18 protein-coding genes are annotated in these 15,260 nt (G+C 72.9%); 10 read left to right on the top strand and 8 right to left on the bottom strand.

Going from position 1 to position 15,260, the window contains the following annotated elements; translation table 11 throughout:
- Nucleotides 1–139: 139 nt before the first annotated feature.
- Nucleotides 140–1,315 carry a PP2C family protein-serine/threonine phosphatase gene (locus tag UW392_RS47725; protein WP_320781623.1) on the bottom strand — a complete coding sequence of 392 codons (1,176 nt, stop codon included), beginning with the start codon at nucleotides 1,313–1,315 and terminating at the stop codon, nucleotides 140–142.
- Nucleotides 1,316–1,522: 207 nt separating this feature from the next.
- Between UW392_RS47725 and UW392_RS47720 the strand changes: the two genes are divergently transcribed.
- Entirely contained in the window at nucleotides 1,523–1,954 is a 432-nt protein-coding gene (locus UW392_RS47720; RefSeq protein ID WP_320781622.1) for a MarR family transcriptional regulator, read from the top strand.
- A gap of 283 nt (nucleotides 1,955–2,237) precedes the next feature.
- Here the strand turns inward: UW392_RS47720 and UW392_RS47715 are convergent, their stop codons facing one another.
- Entirely contained in the window at nucleotides 2,238–2,654 is a 417-nt protein-coding gene (locus UW392_RS47715; RefSeq protein ID WP_320781621.1) for an STAS domain-containing protein, read from the bottom strand.
- 473 nt (nucleotides 2,655–3,127) lie between these two features.
- Between UW392_RS47715 and UW392_RS47710 the strand changes: the two genes are divergently transcribed.
- Together UW392_RS47710 and UW392_RS47705 are read left to right on the top strand one after the other, a co-directional pair.
- The gene (locus UW392_RS47710; RefSeq protein WP_320781620.1) at nucleotides 3,128–3,622 is read left to right on the top strand and encodes an ATP-binding protein; all 495 of its coding nucleotides are present in this window, start codon (nucleotides 3,128–3,130) and stop codon (nucleotides 3,620–3,622) included.
- A gap of 110 nt (nucleotides 3,623–3,732) precedes the next feature.
- Complete coding sequence (locus UW392_RS47705; RefSeq protein ID WP_320781657.1) at nucleotides 3,733–4,173, top strand: ATP-binding protein; 441 nt, start codon at nucleotides 3,733–3,735, stop codon at nucleotides 4,171–4,173.
- Between the two features lie 352 nt (nucleotides 4,174–4,525).
- Here the strand turns inward: UW392_RS47705 and UW392_RS47700 are convergent, their stop codons facing one another.
- Nucleotides 4,526–5,404 (bottom strand): RNA polymerase sigma factor SigF, encoded by an 879-nt coding sequence (locus UW392_RS47700; protein ID WP_320781619.1) that lies wholly within the window; start codon nucleotides 5,402–5,404, stop codon nucleotides 4,526–4,528.
- A gap of 369 nt (nucleotides 5,405–5,773) precedes the next feature.
- Here UW392_RS47700 and UW392_RS47695 point away from each other — a divergent pair, with 369 nt between their 5' ends.
- Nucleotides 5,774–6,637 (top strand): RNA polymerase sigma factor SigF, encoded by an 864-nt coding sequence (locus UW392_RS47695; RefSeq protein WP_320781618.1) that lies wholly within the window; start codon nucleotides 5,774–5,776, stop codon nucleotides 6,635–6,637.
- A 91-nt stretch (nucleotides 6,638–6,728) separates the two neighbouring features.
- On the top strand, nucleotides 6,729–7,004 hold the full coding sequence (locus UW392_RS47690; RefSeq protein ID WP_320781617.1) for a DUF5133 domain-containing protein: 276 nt from the start codon (nucleotides 6,729–6,731) through the stop codon (nucleotides 7,002–7,004).
- 119 nt (nucleotides 7,005–7,123) lie between these two features.
- Here the strand turns inward: UW392_RS47690 and UW392_RS47685 are convergent, their stop codons facing one another.
- On the bottom strand, nucleotides 7,124–7,519 hold the full coding sequence (locus UW392_RS47685; RefSeq protein ID WP_414497514.1) for an SsgA family sporulation/cell division regulator: 396 nt from the start codon (nucleotides 7,517–7,519) through the stop codon (nucleotides 7,124–7,126).
- A 298-nt stretch (nucleotides 7,520–7,817) separates the two neighbouring features.
- On the opposite strand from UW392_RS47685, the gene UW392_RS47680 reads away from it, so the two are divergent.
- A complete protein-coding gene (locus tag UW392_RS47680) occupies nucleotides 7,818–8,183 on the top strand; it encodes a PRC-barrel domain containing protein (RefSeq protein ID WP_320781615.1) in 366 nt (121 codons plus the stop codon).
- Nucleotides 8,184–8,549: 366 nt separating this feature from the next.
- Complete coding sequence (locus tag UW392_RS47675) at nucleotides 8,550–9,272, top strand: ATP-binding protein (RefSeq protein WP_320781614.1); 723 nt, start codon at nucleotides 8,550–8,552, stop codon at nucleotides 9,270–9,272.
- 109 nt (nucleotides 9,273–9,381) lie between these two features.
- Here UW392_RS47675 and UW392_RS47670 read toward each other — a convergent pair whose 3' ends face one another.
- The 4 genes from UW392_RS47670 to UW392_RS47655 all read right to left on the bottom strand — a co-directional run bounded on the left by UW392_RS47670 (nucleotide 9,382) and on the right by UW392_RS47655 (nucleotide 12,212).
- Nucleotides 9,382–9,816: an ATP-binding protein gene (locus tag UW392_RS47670; RefSeq protein ID WP_320781613.1), complete on the bottom strand. Its 435-nt coding sequence runs from the start codon at nucleotides 9,814–9,816 to the stop codon at nucleotides 9,382–9,384.
- 184 nt (nucleotides 9,817–10,000) lie between these two features.
- On the bottom strand, nucleotides 10,001–11,290 hold the full coding sequence (locus tag UW392_RS47665; protein ID WP_320781612.1) for a PP2C family protein-serine/threonine phosphatase: 1,290 nt from the start codon (nucleotides 11,288–11,290) through the stop codon (nucleotides 10,001–10,003).
- Nucleotides 11,291–11,510: 220 nt separating this feature from the next.
- Nucleotides 11,511–11,816, bottom strand: coding sequence for a hypothetical protein (locus UW392_RS47660; protein ID WP_320781611.1), 306 nt, complete (start codon nucleotides 11,814–11,816; stop codon nucleotides 11,511–11,513).
- 60 nt (nucleotides 11,817–11,876) lie between these two features.
- Nucleotides 11,877–12,212 (bottom strand): helix-turn-helix domain-containing protein, encoded by a 336-nt coding sequence (locus UW392_RS47655; RefSeq protein ID WP_320781610.1) that lies wholly within the window; start codon nucleotides 12,210–12,212, stop codon nucleotides 11,877–11,879.
- 126 nt (nucleotides 12,213–12,338) lie between these two features.
- On the opposite strand from UW392_RS47655, the gene UW392_RS47650 reads away from it, so the two are divergent.
- The 3 genes from UW392_RS47650 to UW392_RS47640 form a co-directional block, all read left to right on the top strand.
- Nucleotides 12,339–13,106 (top strand): anti-sigma factor antagonist, encoded by a 768-nt coding sequence (locus UW392_RS47650; protein ID WP_320781609.1) that lies wholly within the window; start codon nucleotides 12,339–12,341, stop codon nucleotides 13,104–13,106.
- A gap of 204 nt (nucleotides 13,107–13,310) precedes the next feature.
- Nucleotides 13,311–14,255, top strand: a complete 945-nt coding sequence (locus UW392_RS47645; protein WP_414497505.1) for an alpha/beta hydrolase — start codon at nucleotides 13,311–13,313, stop codon at nucleotides 14,253–14,255.
- A 111-nt stretch (nucleotides 14,256–14,366) separates the two neighbouring features.
- The coding region (locus tag UW392_RS47640; RefSeq protein ID WP_320781608.1) for an ATP-binding protein at nucleotides 14,367–15,260 on the top strand (894 nt) is incomplete at its 3' end.

Genomic DNA, 15,260 nt, shown 5'->3' with positions numbered 1-15,260 from the left:
TCCTAGGCTGCAGCGTGCTGGCCCGGCCCGGCGGACGACGCCCGTCGGTGTGCCGTCTTTTCCTTGCCGCCCGACAACTGTAGACACGCTCCGGGGACGTACAACACCGGGACACCCCTCGATCATCCGTATCGCGGGATCAGTCCTGCCCGGGCCGTGGCCCGAACCAGTCCAGGCAGAGCACCAGCGCGTCGTCGTCGGGCACGGACGAGCCGCGGTGACCGGACACCTCGCGCAGCACGGCGCCGGGCACCTCCGCCGCCGGGAGCAGGCTGGTGGCCAGGATGGCCCGGGACAGCGCGTGGTCCCCGTAGCGCTCCCCGCCGGGCGCGGCGACGCCGTACACCCCGTCGGTGACGAAGACCATCCGGTCGCCGGGCTCGACGTGCACCTCCTGGACGACGTAGTCGGTCTCCTCGAACATGCCGAGGGGGAGCTGGGCCTCGAAGTCGACGGGGGTGACGGTGCGGTCGCGCAGCCGCAGCATCCGCGGCGAACCCGCGTCCACGGCCAGCATCCGGCCGCTGCTCAGGTCCAGGTCGAGCAGCAGCACGGAGAGGTGGGCGTGGCCCCGGTAGTGGGCGTGGATCGCCTGGTCGGCCAGGGCCGCCTGGTCGGCGATGGAGAGGCCGGCGCGCCGTGCGTTGCGCAGGGCGTTGATCCCCAGGCTGGTCAGCAGCGCGGCCTCGATGCCCTCGCCCATGCCGTTGGTGACGTACAGCATCAGGCGGTCGCCGGGCGAGGACCAGTCGAAGTTGTCGCCGAAGATCGCGTAGGCGGGCTCCAGCTGGGCACCGAGGGCGTACTCCGTGCGGGCCGAGGAACGGCCCGGCAGCAGTTGCCACTGCATCTCCGCCGCGAGGGTGAGGCGGTCCCTGCGGCGGGCCTGGAGGTACACGTCGGTCTCCCGGTCCGCGACGACGATCTCGTGCGCCAGCACCTCGGCCACCTCGGCGAGGTCGGCCACGCACTCCGCGGCCTGCTCCGCGGAGGTCATCGTGACGGTCAGCACCCCGAGCCGGTCGCCCCGGGCCGTGACCGGCAGGTGCACCCGCACCCGGCCGTCGCGGCACACCTCGGTGCATGGCTCCTGCGCGCCGAAGGCCCGTCCCGCCGGGCTGCTGTGCACCGGCAGGACCTCCAGCCGGTCCAGGGGCGGACAGACGCCCTGGAGCACGCTGAGGCCGTAGTCGGCCATGAAGAGATCGACGGCCTTCGCCGCGTAGTCGCTGCACAGCACCTCGCGGACCGCGTCCACCAGCCGGTGCGGGGGAGCGGAGCGCAGGGCGCGTTCGGCTGCCACGAATCTGTTCACGATGTCGGATACGCCATTCTCTGCACGGGGACGGCGTGGGCCCCGCGGGGTCGCGGGCGCCGCTCGCCGGTGTTCCTGTATCTGTGCGGACGTATGGTGCTTCGGGTGCCCCGCCCGACCCGGCGGGCTGACAGTGTCCGAGAAGCCTGGGAGAGTGGGACCGTGTCTCCATCCATCCCCCACCCCCGCCCGGACGAGGTGGCGCGTGTGACCTCAGAGGCGGCGGAGCTGCTGGAAGTCCTGTGGGGGCGCACCTCGACGGCGCCGGTCTCGGCCTCGCAGATCCGGGTGCTGTTCATCCTCGAGCACCACGACGGCATCAACCTGCGGTCGCTCGCGGACGCCCTGGGCTCCACACCGCCGTCCACCAGCCGGCTGTGCGACCGTCTCCAGGCGGTGGGGTTCGTGGAACGCGGGCCCAGCGCCGCCAGCCGCCGCGAGCTGCGGCTGCGGCTGAGCCGGCGCGGCCGGGGCTTCCTGACGGAGCTGCGCGCGCGGCGTGAGACCGCCCTGCAGTCCGTCCTGGAGCAGATGCCGAGCACGCAGCGGACCGCGCTGCTGGAAGGGCTGGAGGCGTTCCGCTCCGCCGCCGCGGCCCAGATCCACGAGGGCGGCGTCTCCGACGCGGCGAGCGCCTGACGGCCCGGCGCGCACCGGTGCGGTGCCGTCCGCCGGCCGCACGGGCGCGGCGGGGGAGGGACGTGCGCGCCCCTCGTCGCTGACCGGCACATCCCACACCCCTCCCGCACTCCTGTTTGCCCGCTCACTTTGTTGCCTCACGGCCATAGTTGTCAAACGGCAACTGTTGGGCCGGGGCAGGCCGAGGACCACGACCGACACACGTGGTGCGGCCGGGCCGTGGACATGTCGGCGGCCCCCTTCCGGCGTGCGTACCGCGCCGGCACGCCCGCCGGTGACCTCGCTACTGCACGGGCGGCTCCACCTCCTGGCCGTCCTGGCCGGGGTGCGCCGGCTGCGCGGAGTCCAGCAGCGCCAGCGCCTCGTCGACGCTCTCCACCGTGGGGACGGTGATGCTGACGCCGGTGAGGTCCAGGATCCGTCGCACGGCGGACGTCGGCTTGATGACGTACACCCCGCCGGAGATCTGCCGCGCCTCCTGGTACACCCGCAGGATGATGTTCATGCCGGACGAGTCCATGAAGGGCACGGACGAGACGTCCAGCAGGAAGTGCCGCCGGCCGTGGTGCAGCTGGTTCGCCAGGTGATGCTGCAACTCGGTCGCGGTATCGATGTCCAGATCGCCCTCGACCTCGAGCAGGACGGCGTCCTCCCGGACCACCGTCACCTGGATCGACAAGGGATTCTGGGCAACAGACACAAGTACCTCCACAGGCGTCGCCGATCGGGTCCGGCTACCCCGGACTCCGCGTTCGATGCACCGCGCGACGACGGCGGACGCGGCCGCCGTGACCGGTGGACGACCGGGCGGCAGGGGCCGCCCGGTGCGTCCTCGTCCCCCGACGTCATGACGACTTGTGCCCGCCGCTGCTGGTGTGGCGATGCGCTCGTGCGCCTACCCGGGAATCGCACACCCACACGGGGTGCGTTCGCGCCGGGTGGCGTGTTCATGGTGTTTGGGTGGTTCGCGGTTTCGTACGCCGTCGAACGGTCAGCCGGATAGTGAAGAAGGCAGCGAAGATCGTACATACACCGACAACGCAGACATCACAGTGGGCGTCCGGCACCCGAGCGGTGCGCCGCGGACGTCCCGGGTGACCGGAGGGCCGAGCACCGCCCTGGCCCCGCGGCAGGCCTCCGTCGTCCCCGTCGGTCGAGTCAGGGAGCGAAAGGATGCGTGAGCACTACCGGGTCGGACCCACCCCTCGCCCAGCCGTCTCCAACCGGCCCCCGGGCGGGCCGCGGAACCCCGCGGAGGCGCGCATCGCCGTCAGGCGCGCGCTGGCCGCGCCGGCGGCGGGGAGCCCCTACGACGAGAGCGCCCTCGCGGACGCCCTGCTCGTGGTCTCGGAGCTGACCACCAACGCGATGCTGCACGGCGGAGGCGTCACGGACATCGACGTCACCGTCAGGGGCGGCGATCTGTACCTGTCCGTCAGCGACCGCAGCCGGCGGACCCCGAGGGCACTGGCGGCGGTCGACGACCGGGGACGGCGGCACTGCGGAGGCCGCGGCTGGCCGATCGTCTGCCGGCTCTCCCGCGACGTGACGGTGGCGGACCTCCCGTCGGGCGGCAAGCGCATCACCGCGGTGGTGCCACTGCGTGCCGGACGGGAGGTGGCCGGCACGGGAACAGAACGCGACGGACCGGGCATGAGGCGACTGTGAGCGGGTAGGCGCGTGGCGGTCAGCCCACCGGGGCGGTGGGCGTCGTGAAGGCGGGAGTCGAGGAAGTGGCACACATCGCACACGACGGCAGGCGTGCCCTTCCCCCGCTGATGGAGCCGTTGGAGTCCGACGCGGTGGAACTCAAGGACAGTGCCGGGTACGAGGGACGGCCGGAGGACATCGGCGCGGCCCGGCGCTTCGCCGCCGACTTCCTCGCCCGGGCACGGACGGAGCGCAACATACCGGTCCCGGGGCGGGTCAGCGGGGCGGTCCAGCTCATCGTGAGCGAGCTGGTGACGAACGCCTGCAAGTTCACGAGCGGCCCCTGCCTGATGGACCTGGAGCTGGCCGGCGGCACCATCGCGGTGACGCTGTGGGACAGCGAGCCGGTGCTGCCGGTCGCCCGTGCGGCCGAGCCGGGGCGCGTGGGCCAGCACGGCCTGGAGATAGTCCTCGCCCTCTGTGAGCGGTACGAGATCCGCCGCGAGCCCGTCGGCAAGCGGGTCAGGGTCACGGTCGGCCTGGACGGCGGGGCCGCGGGCCTCGGCTGAACCCTCCCCGGAGGATCACGGCACAGCCCTGGGAGCACGGCTCACGTGCGGCCGGGGCTGATGCGTCGGGGCGGCGTCCGCACGGACACCCCGCGGCGGACCGGCGACCGCACGGACCACTGGGCGGGTCGGCGACCGCACGGACCGCACGAACCACACGCACGCGGGACCGCACCGCACGACAAAACTCCCACGCGCACGAGAACTCCCCATTCCCACGCGCACGACAACTCCCCACTCCCACGCGCACGAAGAACCCCGCCGCCCGGGCACCGGACCGCGTGCGGCCCTGGACGCCCCGGCGACGGGGTGGTGAAGACGGGGGGACGGGCGGGAGCCCGGTCGATGGTCCTCAGGCGACGTCCGGCTCCAGCAGGCCGGCGCGCAGACGCTTGATGATGCGGCTGATCAGGCGGGACACGTGCATCTGGGAGACCCCGAGGTGCCCGGCGATCTGGGACTGGGTGAGCTCCTCGACGAACCGCATGTGGATGATGCGCCGCTCGCGCTCGTCCAGCTCGGCGATCAGGGGCGCCAGCGAGTGGAAGTCCTCGACCAGCTCCAGGGACGGGTCCTCCTCGCCGAGCACGTCGGCCAGGACGGTCTCGCCGTCCTCCGCGCCGGAGGGGGTGAGGGCGGCGTCCAGGGAGGAGGAGTTGTAGCAGTTGGCCGCCTTGCGGGCCTCGATGACCTCTTCCTCGGACAGCTGCATGAGCTCGGAGAGCTCACGGGTGGTCGGCGTACGGCCCAGTCGCGAGCGCAGCTCGTCCGTGGCCTTCGCCAGCTCCACCCGGGCCTCCTGCAGGCGCCGCGGCACGTGCACGGCCCAGCTGGTGTCCCGGAAGAAACGCTTGATCTCACCGACGATGTAGGGCACCGCGAACGTGGTGAACTCCACCTCGCGGGTCAGCTCGAACCGGTCGATCGCCTTGATCAGCCCGATGGTGCCGACCTGGACGATGTCCTCGAGCGAGTCCCCGCGGCCACGGAAGCGGGAGGCGGCGTACCGCACGAGCGAGAGGTTCATCTCGATCAGCGTGTTGCGCACGTACTGGTGCTCGTGCGTGCCCTCCTCCAGCGTGGCCAGCCGGTCGAAGAACTGGCGGGAGAGCTCCCGCGCGTCCTTCGGCGAGACCCGCGTCGGGTCGCTGATCAGGGGCAGCTCCGCCTCGGTCGTCGTGACCGCCTCGCCGGCCGTGGCCGTTGCCCGTGCTGCCGAAACGGCTGCCATGCCGTCCTCCCCTAATGCCTTGGTACTCGATGTCTTCCCTCGCATGCCCCACTTCGGCGGACTCACTCCTCCCGAATGGGCACGAGTTTTCGCACCGGTGGATGCGGGCCCGCGGAAGCCGTCCGGCGCCCGCCGTTCCGCTCCCGCAGCATCCATGTTCACACAGCGGGCACGTTGCCGGGCCGGGTGTGTGTCACTGAGTTCGAGCGGACGGTTGTTTGCCCGCGCGACGCCGGGGCAAGCGGGGTTTCGTGCTTCGGACCAGAGGCGCGCCGACGGGAGAGGTGTGCCCGTTCAGGGGCCTTCTCGCCCCGCGCACCCGTCCCCCGCGGCAATTCCCCTGAAAGCGTCGTTCAGGAGCGATCCCGCATGCTGGTTGAGATTTCCGCAAACGGTTCCGGCACGTCCACGCGCCCGCAGAACCCTAATCAGAGGGCGCATGACGACGCCCCCGACACCATCGCAGTCTTCGTCCGCCTCGCCGAGCTCGAGGACGGCCCCGAGCGTGAGGCCCTGAGGGACGACCTGGTCAGGGCCTGGCTGCCCATGGCCCACCGCATCGCGGGCCGCTTCCGCAACCGCGGTGAGTCGATCGAGGACCTGAGGCAGGTCGCCGCGCTCGGTCTGCTGAAGGCCATCGACCGCTTCGAGCCGGAGCGGGGCGCCTTCGAGAGCTACGCCGTGCCCACCATCACCGGCGAGATCAAGCGCCACTTCCGCGACCGGATGTGGGCGCTGCGCGTCCCCCGGCGGGTGCAGGAGCTGCGCAACAAGGTGCGCGTCGCGCGCCGCGAGCTCAGCCAGACCGCCGGCTCCGCCGCGCCGACGATCGCCGAGATCGCGGCCCACACCAAGCTCACCGAGGAGGAGGTGGCCACGGGCATGGAGGCGCTGGACAGCTTCAGCACCCTGTCCCTGGACGCCGAGGTCTCCTCGGGCGACGACGGCTACAGCCTCGCCGACACCCTCGGGGCGCCCGACTCGTCGTTCGACACGGTCGTCGACCGGGAGGCGGCGAAGGAAGGGCTGCGGCAGCTGCCCGAGCGTGAACGCGCCATCCTCTACATGCGCTTCTTCGAGGACATGACGCAGAGCCGCATCGCCGATCAGCTCGGCATCTCCCAGATGCACGTCTCGCGGCTCATCAGCCGCAGCTGCGCGCGCGTCCGGAACGAGGCCCTCGGACAGCAGCGGTCGTCGCGCCGGAGCGGTGACCGCAACCGGGCCGACTGACGTCCCGGACCTCCACGCACCGTTTTCCCGTCCCCCGGCCGGACCGGCCGGGGGACGGTCCTGACCACCACCTGAACGAGGAGTGGAACACATGCTCAAGCCCCATCCCGTCATCCTGCGCAAGCTCGTCGAGGAGTACGAGGAGCTCGTGGCCCGGGAGGGTGAGGAGCGCGACGACCGCACGAACAGCCGGCGCGCGCAGGACCTCGCCTACACGCTCTGCGTGTCGACGGGCACGCGTGACGTCCGGCGGGCGCTGGAGGAGGCGTACCGGCTGCTGGCCGCCGCGCAGGAGCCGATGACGGGCGGACGCCGCCCGCGCGGGCCGGTGGTCCGGGAGTCCGCGACGGGTGTCGCACCGGTCTGAGACATTCCGTGGGGCGCCGGGTGCCGCCTCTGACACGTACGCACGACGGGCCGTCCGACTCCCCGGACGGCCCGTCGTGCGTACGTGTCAGTGCGTACGCGCCGGAGGGCGGCCACGGGTCAGCCGCGGGTCATGAGGTCGGCGAGGAACTCGTCCACGCACACTTCCTCCCGTCCCGGTGCCACCACGCCGTAGGTGCGCTCGACGAAGGCGACGACGGCGCGGGCCGGCGCGAGGACCACGGCGCGGTCCCGTCCGTCCCCGTCCTGGGCGTGCCCGGACAGCTCGATGCGCAGTTCGTTGCGGGCTCCCGCGCGCTGCGGACGCATCCGCACGTCACCCTCGCCGACCGGCCGCAGCGCGCCCTCGGTGAGCATCTGCCGGTCCAGTCTCCACAGGGCGAGGATGCGGCCCTCATGGCTGAACGCCGCCGTCACGGCGAAGGGGTCGTCCGCGTCGTAGCTCAGGTGGGCCTGTACGGGAACACGGCGGGCGTCGGCGACCTCGAGCTGCATGACCAGGGTCTCGTGGACGAACGGGATCAAGGAAGCCTCCGGAAGAACATCGGTTGAGAGTTCATCAGGTACCCCGTTGGCGCCAGTGATGCCCCCGCAACCGGGTGATTGTCGAAAGAGGGCTCCGGGCGCCCGGGAGCAGGGGGAGCGGAGGGCCGTGGCACGAGGAAGGAAGGGGTGCACTGAATGCGGCCACCACAACGGGGTATCTGCTGCTTCCGGAGGCGATGACGCCGGGCAGGGCCGGCGCCGCCGCGCCGGACGGCGGCGGACGGGACTGCGGAGAGGAAGGAGCGAAGTGGATTTCGACGACATCTGGTCGTACGCGCCGCAGAGCGGCCACCAGGAGGGGCAGGGCCTGACGGGGTACTCCGTCGAGGCCAGCGACGGCACCATCGGGCACGTGGACCGGCAGGCCGACGACACGCCCAGGCGGCATCTGATCGTCGACACGGGTGTGTGGGTGTTCGGCAAGAGTGTGCTGGTGCCGGCGGGACTCGTCGTGGGCATCGACCCGGAGGCACAGAAGATCACCGTCGCGGCCACCCGTGACGAGGTCAAGTCGGCCCCGCTCTTCCGGACGGACCGGGAGACGTCGGAGGTCGGGTACCTGGACGCCGTGGCCGCCTATTACCGTGGTCTGCCTCGGCGGCAGTCGACCTGACGCCGGGGGACGAGAGGGGACGATCCCTGTCCGGGGACGGCGCCGGCGGCTGGAGATACCGCCCATGCTTCGGGGCCGAGCGGGTAGGCGGGGGTCGATGAGGAATGACGAACGTGTACCGTGCCGATCGCGGACCCGCTGCGGCGTGTCCGGCGACACGGCACACGCCGGAGCGGCCACGGGTGACGTGCCGCTTCGGCGGACCGCGGCCGGGAGGGCGTCCGTGACGAGTGTGGGAAATGGGAGTGTGCTGATGCCGGAACCGTGCGGCGTCCCGGGGGCCGGTGACCCGGTACCCCACCTCCTGTTCGCGGCGCGGAGCGCGGACCGCGGCGGTGCGTCGCGGTCCCTGCGGGGATGAGGCCCGTGGAACGCCGCACGACCGGGGACGGTAGCTCCTCGAACGCCGCCGACCCGACGAACCTCAGGCAGGGCGCGTACGGGGCGCGGCCCGGCACACACGGCGCCGCTCCGGACCACTGCACCCAGCGCGTGACCTCGAACGGCGGCGCGTCCGGCAACGGTACGCAGCGCGGCGCGGGGGACGCGAAGGTCCCCGGCAACGGCGGGCAGCGCGCCACCTCGAACGGCGGCTCGTCCGGCAACGCGGCGTCGGTGAGGGCGGCCGTCCCGGGCAGTCGGACACCGACGGGAGGCGTCCGCCCGGGCAACGGCGCGGCGGGCGAGGCCGCGCGGACGTCGGTCACCATCACCAACGCCGGCGCCGCACGGCAGTACGTGCGGTCCGTGGTCCAGGACCACTGGTACACCCCCGGCCGCCGGGTGGAGGACCAGGCCGTCATCGACCTGCTGCTGGTGGTCTCGGAGCTGGTGACCAACGCCATCCGGCACGGCGGCGGCATCGCGGGGTTCGAGGTGACCCCCACGGGCGGTGGCGTACGGCTGAGCGTGCGGGACCACAGCGACGTCGTCCCCGCCGCGGCCTACGGTCCCGGCACCCTGCCCTCGACACACGTCGGCCACGGGTACGGCTGGCCCCTGATCATCCGGCTGGCACGTGACATCGACATCCGGCCCGGCCGGGAGGGCGGGAAGACGATCAGCGTGTACGTACCGCTGACGGGATGAGCCGGCCCGCGACGGACCGGCCCGCGACGGCCTGACCCTCCGGTCCGTCGCCTCGAGGGCGGCGCGAGCGGCCCGTCGCCGCCCGCGCGCCGTACCAGGATCCCGCCGCTCACCAGGGCAGGAAGACGTGGATGTCCTTGCCGTCGTCCCGCACCACCACGCTCACCTGGGTGCACAGCGTGTGCACCAGGTGCCACCCGATGCCCCCACCGCCCGTGCTGGGGTGGAACGGCCGGGGGGCGGGCGGCGTGGTGCTCGTGTCGTGCACGGTCACGTGCACACCGTCGAACGTGCGGCGCATCGCCAGCCCGAACGGCCCCGGAGCGTACTGGACCGCGTTGGCGGCCAGTTCGTTGACGACCAGCAGGATGTCGTCCCAGTGCTCGGGTGCCGTCGGCGGCGCGGCACGCGCCACGGCGCGCAGGAACTCCTCGGCCGCAAGACGTGCTCCGGTCACGTCACCCAGGTCTCCCTCGAAGGTGACGTCGCATTTCTCGATCTCGTCGGAAGGCAGTTTCTCGCTCCAGTGCGGCTCGGTCGCCATCTCACCTTCCCCGGTCCCTAGACAACGGGCCCGTTCACAGTGAAATCTCGGTCCCATCGCTGCTGTTTCCCAGCGAGACAAGGGCTACTCGTCCGGATCCGCCGGGACTCGTGGGACTCGAGGGGCCCTGCAGGCCGGGTATCCAGTCTGCGCCGGGGTGATCTGCCCTTCTTCATGAGGATGTTCACAACCGGATGACGACCAGGGCCGTGTCGTCGTCGGCGGCGCCGTCGGGCACCAGTTTCGCCAGCAGCAGGTCGGCGAGGGACTCGGCCGTGGTGGAGCCGGGGCGGTGCCCGGACAGACAGTCCGCCAGCCGGTGCAGACCCTCGTCGATGCCCTCGCCGCGGCGCTCGACGAGGCCGTCGGTGTAGAGCACGAGCGTCGAGCCCTCGTCGAACGCGAGGTCGGCCTGCGGTCTGGTGGAGTGTTCCGGCCGGGCGCCGAGCGGCGGGTCGGTCGCCCCGTCGAGGAACTCCGCCCGCCCGTCGGCGTGCAGCAGGACGGGCGGCAGGTGCCCGGCGCTGCTGTAGGTCAGGGTGTGCCCCTCCCAGTCGATGAACACCTCCACGGCGGTGGTGCACTCGGCGCCCTCGACGCCCCGCGCGTACAGGCCGAGGATCTCCAGCGCGTCGCCCGGTCCGGCGGCCACCCGGGAGGCGGCGCTCAGGGCGCTGCGCAGCTGCCCCATGACCCCCGCGGCCGGCAGACCGTGGCCGACCACGTCGCCGACGGCGACGGCGAGCCGGCCGCCGGGCAGGTCGACCAGCTCGTACCAGTCGCCGCACACGTTCAATGCCGTGCTCGCCGGGCGGTAGCGCACCGCGACCTCGTGACGGCCCCGCTGCCGGTGCGGGGGCAGCATCGCCCGCTGGAGGCTGAGGGCGATCTCACGTTCACGCGCGTGGGCGCGGCGCAGGTGGTCGTTGAGCTCCTGCAACTCCCTGGCCCGCGTGTACAGCTCCGCCTCCCGTGCGGCCGACCGGTCGTCGGCGGTGTCGGACAGGCGGGAGCGGACGAGTTCGGTGACCTCCTCGACGCGGTGCACGATCAGTTCCACCCGGCCGTCGGGGGAGAGCAGGGCGCTGTTGACGGGGCTCCAGTAGCGCTCCTCCCACTGGCCCGGGCGCTCGGGATCCGGCAGGTCGTAGCGTTGCAGGGGCATGCTGTCGCGCTGCCCGGTGGCCAGGACCCGCTCGAGTGAGGCCCGGAGGCTGCGGGCCCCCGTCGCCCGGGGGTCCTCGGGGCGGTCGGGGAAGACGTCGAAGACGTGCCGGCCGAGCAGATAGCCACGGGAGCGGCCGGTGGTGACCGTGAAGGAGTCGTTGACGTCCGCGTAGCGCAGGTCGGGCGTGAGCAGCGCGACCGCGCCGGGCAGCGCCCGGAAGACGGCGTGGTAGTCGATGGGGCCGTCCGGTTCGCGTGGCCGTCCGGCGGTCCGGTTTCCGCCCCGTGATCTCCGTTGTCCCTCCATGGCGACCGGGTTCCCTCCGCGGGCGAGGAGGAACGGGCGGCCCGGCCCGGCAGGATGTGCGAAGGGTGAGGCCGCGCGGAATCGTTTCGGTGCCGTGGCATGGCATGCGGAGGCTCGGCCTGTCGCTGTCGCTGTCGCTGTCGCTGTCGCTGTCGCGGGGGGCGGGGCGGGCGGCGGGGGTGGCACCGCTTCGCCCCGGCCGGAGTGCGTTCGCGGGCTCTCAGGGGCGGGGGTTCGTCCGCCGCCACCCCGGGCGGGCGTCGGGGCCGCGCCGTCCGGCGGCCGCGGCGCACCGGTGGCAGACCTTCCGCACGGCGTCGGCCGCGCCTCCGGACTCCGGGAAGGCGTCGGTCCACCCGACTCCGGCAAACCGCTCCAGCCGTGACCGGCTGAGCGCCAGGCCGCACACCGTCTGGTTCATGCCCTGCTCCCAGGCGTGCACCTCCCCGGCGGGCAGCCGGCGGCCGTCCTCCGGGTCGAACCAGCGGCCGGACGCCGCGACCGCGTACCGTCGTGTTCTCGCCACCTCGTGCGGGTGCCCCGTGCGGGGACGGGCATGCGGCACGCTCAGTCGCGCCGCTCGCGGCTACTGCTGCGCCTGCTGGACCCGGCCGGCGCGCCGGTCCTCGTCCTGGACGAGCAGGGAGAGCAGGGAGGCGACGCTCAGCCCGGCCTCGGCCGGGTGACGCAGCACCTTGTCCGGCTCGATGCGGTACATGTTGCTGCGCCCCTCCCGCGTGTGCGAGAGGTACCCCTCCTGCTCCAGGTCGGCGATGATCTTCTGCACCGCGCGCTCGGTCAGCCGACAACGAGCGGCGATGTCCCTGATGCGGACGCTGTGGTCATCGGCGATCGATGCGAGCACGCGCGCGTGGTTCGTGAGAAACGTCCATCCGACATACGAGTCCGGCACTCCAACCATGGGCGTCAGTATAGGTCCGACTATTCCCGTAAGTGGATACGCGAACCAAATTTCATGTATCTCTTGACGTGTTCGGCAGGGTGAGTGAGCCTGAAGGTTGAGATGAGCAAGTGCACGCGAGATCCCGTGGGAGAGACTGCCATGGCGGAGTCGGCGTTCTCGGGTGGCTGGGAGCGGTCCATGGAACAGAGCGCCGTCGGCCAATGCCCGGTGCCCGCCGCCGGCACGGCCGGTCCCCGCTCGTACACGCAGGGGCAACTGACGGTCGAGAGCCGTCCGGACGGTGACCGGGTGCTCGTCCTGGTGGCGGGTGAACTGGACATCGACACCGACCGGATGCTGGAGCGCGCGCTGCGGGACGCCCTCGACCACGCGGTGGCGGGCATCGATTTGGACCTCGGGCAGGTCGAGTTCGCGGACTGCTCGGGACTCAACGTGCTGCTGGCGATGCGTCAACGCGCGTCGGACGACGGCAAGACGATGGCCGTCCGCGCCGCCGGCCCCGCCGTCGAGCGGCTGCTCGAGGTGACCGGCACGCGCTTCCTGCTCGCACCCCCCGGAACAGCCGAGCGCCCCCGTCCGGCCGGGCACCCGCTCGACGGTCCGGCCCCGGAGGACGTGACGGAGCTGCGCGTCGAGGTCGGGCAGCTCCGGCGGGCCATGCGGACGCGGCCGACCATCGACCTGGCCCGCGGTGTCCTGATGGCCTCCTTCCGGCTGAGCCCCGAGGAGGCGTGGTGCGCGCTGGTCACGGTCTCCCAGCGCGGCAACATCAAGCTGCACCGGCTCGCCGACGAACTGCTCGGCACCGTGCGGGGCGACGCCCTCGCCGAGCACCTCCAGCGGGAGCTGGGCCACGCCGTGGCCGCGCTCCGGAGGTCCGAAAGTCCGTAGGTCGATCGCCTGTACGGAGACCGTTCTTCCCGTCGCTCAACGACACCGGTGATTTTGCCGATGCCCGGGTGGGGGCCGCACCACCACAGTGGCATCCCACCCCACGGGCGGTGCCACCGGCGGAGAGCCCCACGCACTCCCCGCCCCGCGCCGACGCGCTGTCGCCGGTGCGCGGCCCGCCACCACAGGAAGGACGATGTCGTCGTGCACCAGCACCCGCAGCAGGAGACGGCCGCCCCGGCCGCCGGCACCCACCGTCGCCGTTCCCCGCGCCGCCGGACGAACCTGCTCCTCGGCATGGCGGCCGCGCTCGCGACGGCGGTCGGGTTCGGCACCCTGGCGAGCCCCGCCGCCCAGGCGGCGGAGAACCCGTACGAGCGGGGCCCGGCTCCCACCGCCTCCAGTATCGAGGCGCTCCGCGGCCCGTACGCCGTCTCGCAGACCTCGGTCTCCTCACTGGCCGCCTCCGGCTTCGGTGGCGGGACGATCCACTACCCGACCAGCACCAGCGACGGCACGTTCGGCGCGATCGTCGTCTCGCCCGGTTACACCGCCCGTGAGTCCTCGATCGCCTGGCTGGGCCCGCGGCTGGCCTCCCACGGCTTCGTGGTGTTCACCATCGACACCAACACGGTCTACGACCAGCCCGCCTCCCGCGGCCGGCAGCTCCTCGCCGCGCTCGACCACCTCACCGAGCGCAGCCCGGTGCGCTCGCGCGTCGACAGCGACCGGCTCGGCGTGATGGGGCACTCCATGGGTGGCGGCGGCTCCCTGGAGGCCGCCAAGTCCCGTCCGTCCCTGCGGGCGGCGATCCCGCTGACGCCCTGGAACCTGGACAAGACCTGGCCCGAGATCCAGACCCCGACGCTGATCGTGGGGGCCGACGGGGACTCGATCGCCCCCGTCTCCTCCCACGCGGAGCCGTTCTACACCTCCCTGCCGTCCTCGCTGGACCGGGCCTACCTGGAGCTGAACAACGCCACGCACTTCGCGCCGAACGTGTCCGACACGACGATCGCGAAGTACAGCGTCTCCTGGCTCAAGCGGTTCATCGACGAGGACACCCGCTACGAGCAGTTCCTGTGCCCGCTGCCGCGGCCGAGCCTGGACATCGAGGAGTACCGGGGCAACTGCCCGCACGGGTCCTGACGCCGCAGGCGCCGTGGGGCCCGCCCCGGTCGGCGGGGCCCGGGTCCGGGGGAAGCCGGGTGCCGGACGCCCGGCTTCCCCATTGTTTTACGCGGAAGTAAGGTCACATCCGTGACCCCACACGCACCCATGAGCGCCCCGGCGCTGCTGCACGGCCGCGGTGCCGAGCTGAGGGCGACGGCGGCCGTGACCGCGGCCCCGGGCACCGAGGGCGCCGTCCTGGTCGTGACGGGCGGGCCCGGTCTCGGCCGCACGGCCCTGCTGGACCATGCCGCCCGTGCCTTCCGGGCGGGACCCGTCCTCCACGTCCGGGGCGCCCACCGCGAGCCGCGCCCGTCCCGCAGCGGGGTGGACTCCGTACGGTGGGCCGCGCGCGCCCTGCGGCCCGGCCCGCCCGAGGACGCGCCCGCCGCGCCGCTGGGGGACGGGCTCCTGCTGGACCTGCTGCGGGACACGGCCGCGGGTGCCCCGCTGCTGGTGTGCGTGGACGACGTCCATCTGTGGGACGCCGCCTCGCGGGCCGCCCTCGGATACGCGGCCCGGCGGCCGCACCTCACCGGCCCGGTCCGCCTGCTGGTGTCGGTCGCGGGGCACCGCGCCGCCGACCCGCACCTCGCCGGGTTGCCGTCGCTCCCGCTGGCGCCGCTGCCGGACGCGGACGCGGGCGCCCTCCTCGACGAGCTGACCGGCGGCCGTACGGCGGAGACCGTCCGCGCGGAGCTGCTGCACGCGGCGGAGGGCAACCCCGCCCTGCTGCACGCCCTGGTGCGCCGGCTGTCCGCCGCCGAACTGGGCGGGGAACGGGCCCTGCCGTGGCCCCTCGTCGACGCCGAGGTGGTGCGCGGTCTGGTGGACGACGGTCCCGACGGCCCGCTGGCCGGCCACCGGGACCTGCTGCTCGTCGCGGCCGCCGCCCAGCGGTGCGACCCGGACGGCGCCGGCGTCCGGGTCGAACCCGTCCTCGACGCGTTGACACGTGTCGCACCGCCGGGCGGTGCGGCCGCC

It is taken from the genome of Streptomyces sp. CRN 30 (assembly GCF_034105845.1).
This window is presented reverse-complemented; position numbering and strand designations above follow the sequence as displayed.

Bases quoted from the DNA above. Each gene is read 5' to 3' on its own strand.
- UW392_RS47705 (WP_320781657.1), top strand. From the start codon at position 3,733: ATGGAGCCGTTGGAGTCCGACGCGGTGGAACTCAAGGACAGTGCCGGG.
- UW392_RS47700 (WP_320781619.1), bottom strand. From the start codon at position 5,404: ATGGCAGCCGTTTCGGCAGCACGGGCAACGGCCACGGCCGGCGAGGCG.
- UW392_RS47690 (WP_320781617.1), top strand. From the start codon at position 6,729: ATGCTCAAGCCCCATCCCGTCATCCTGCGCAAGCTCGTCGAGGAGTAC.
- UW392_RS47665 (WP_320781612.1), bottom strand. From the start codon at position 11,290: ATGGAGGGACAACGGAGATCACGGGGCGGAAACCGGACCGCCGGACGG.
- UW392_RS47685 (WP_414497514.1), bottom strand. From the start codon at position 7,519: ATGCAGCTCGAGGTCGCCGACGCCCGCCGTGTTCCCGTACAGGCCCAC.
- UW392_RS47695 (WP_320781618.1), top strand. From the start codon at position 5,774: ATGCTGGTTGAGATTTCCGCAAACGGTTCCGGCACGTCCACGCGCCCG.
- UW392_RS47670 (WP_320781613.1), bottom strand. From the start codon at position 9,816: ATGGCGACCGAGCCGCACTGGAGCGAGAAACTGCCTTCCGACGAGATC.
- UW392_RS47710 (WP_320781620.1), top strand. From the start codon at position 3,128: ATGCGTGAGCACTACCGGGTCGGACCCACCCCTCGCCCAGCCGTCTCC.
- UW392_RS47655 (WP_320781610.1), bottom strand. From the start codon at position 12,212: ATGGTTGGAGTGCCGGACTCGTATGTCGGATGGACGTTTCTCACGAAC.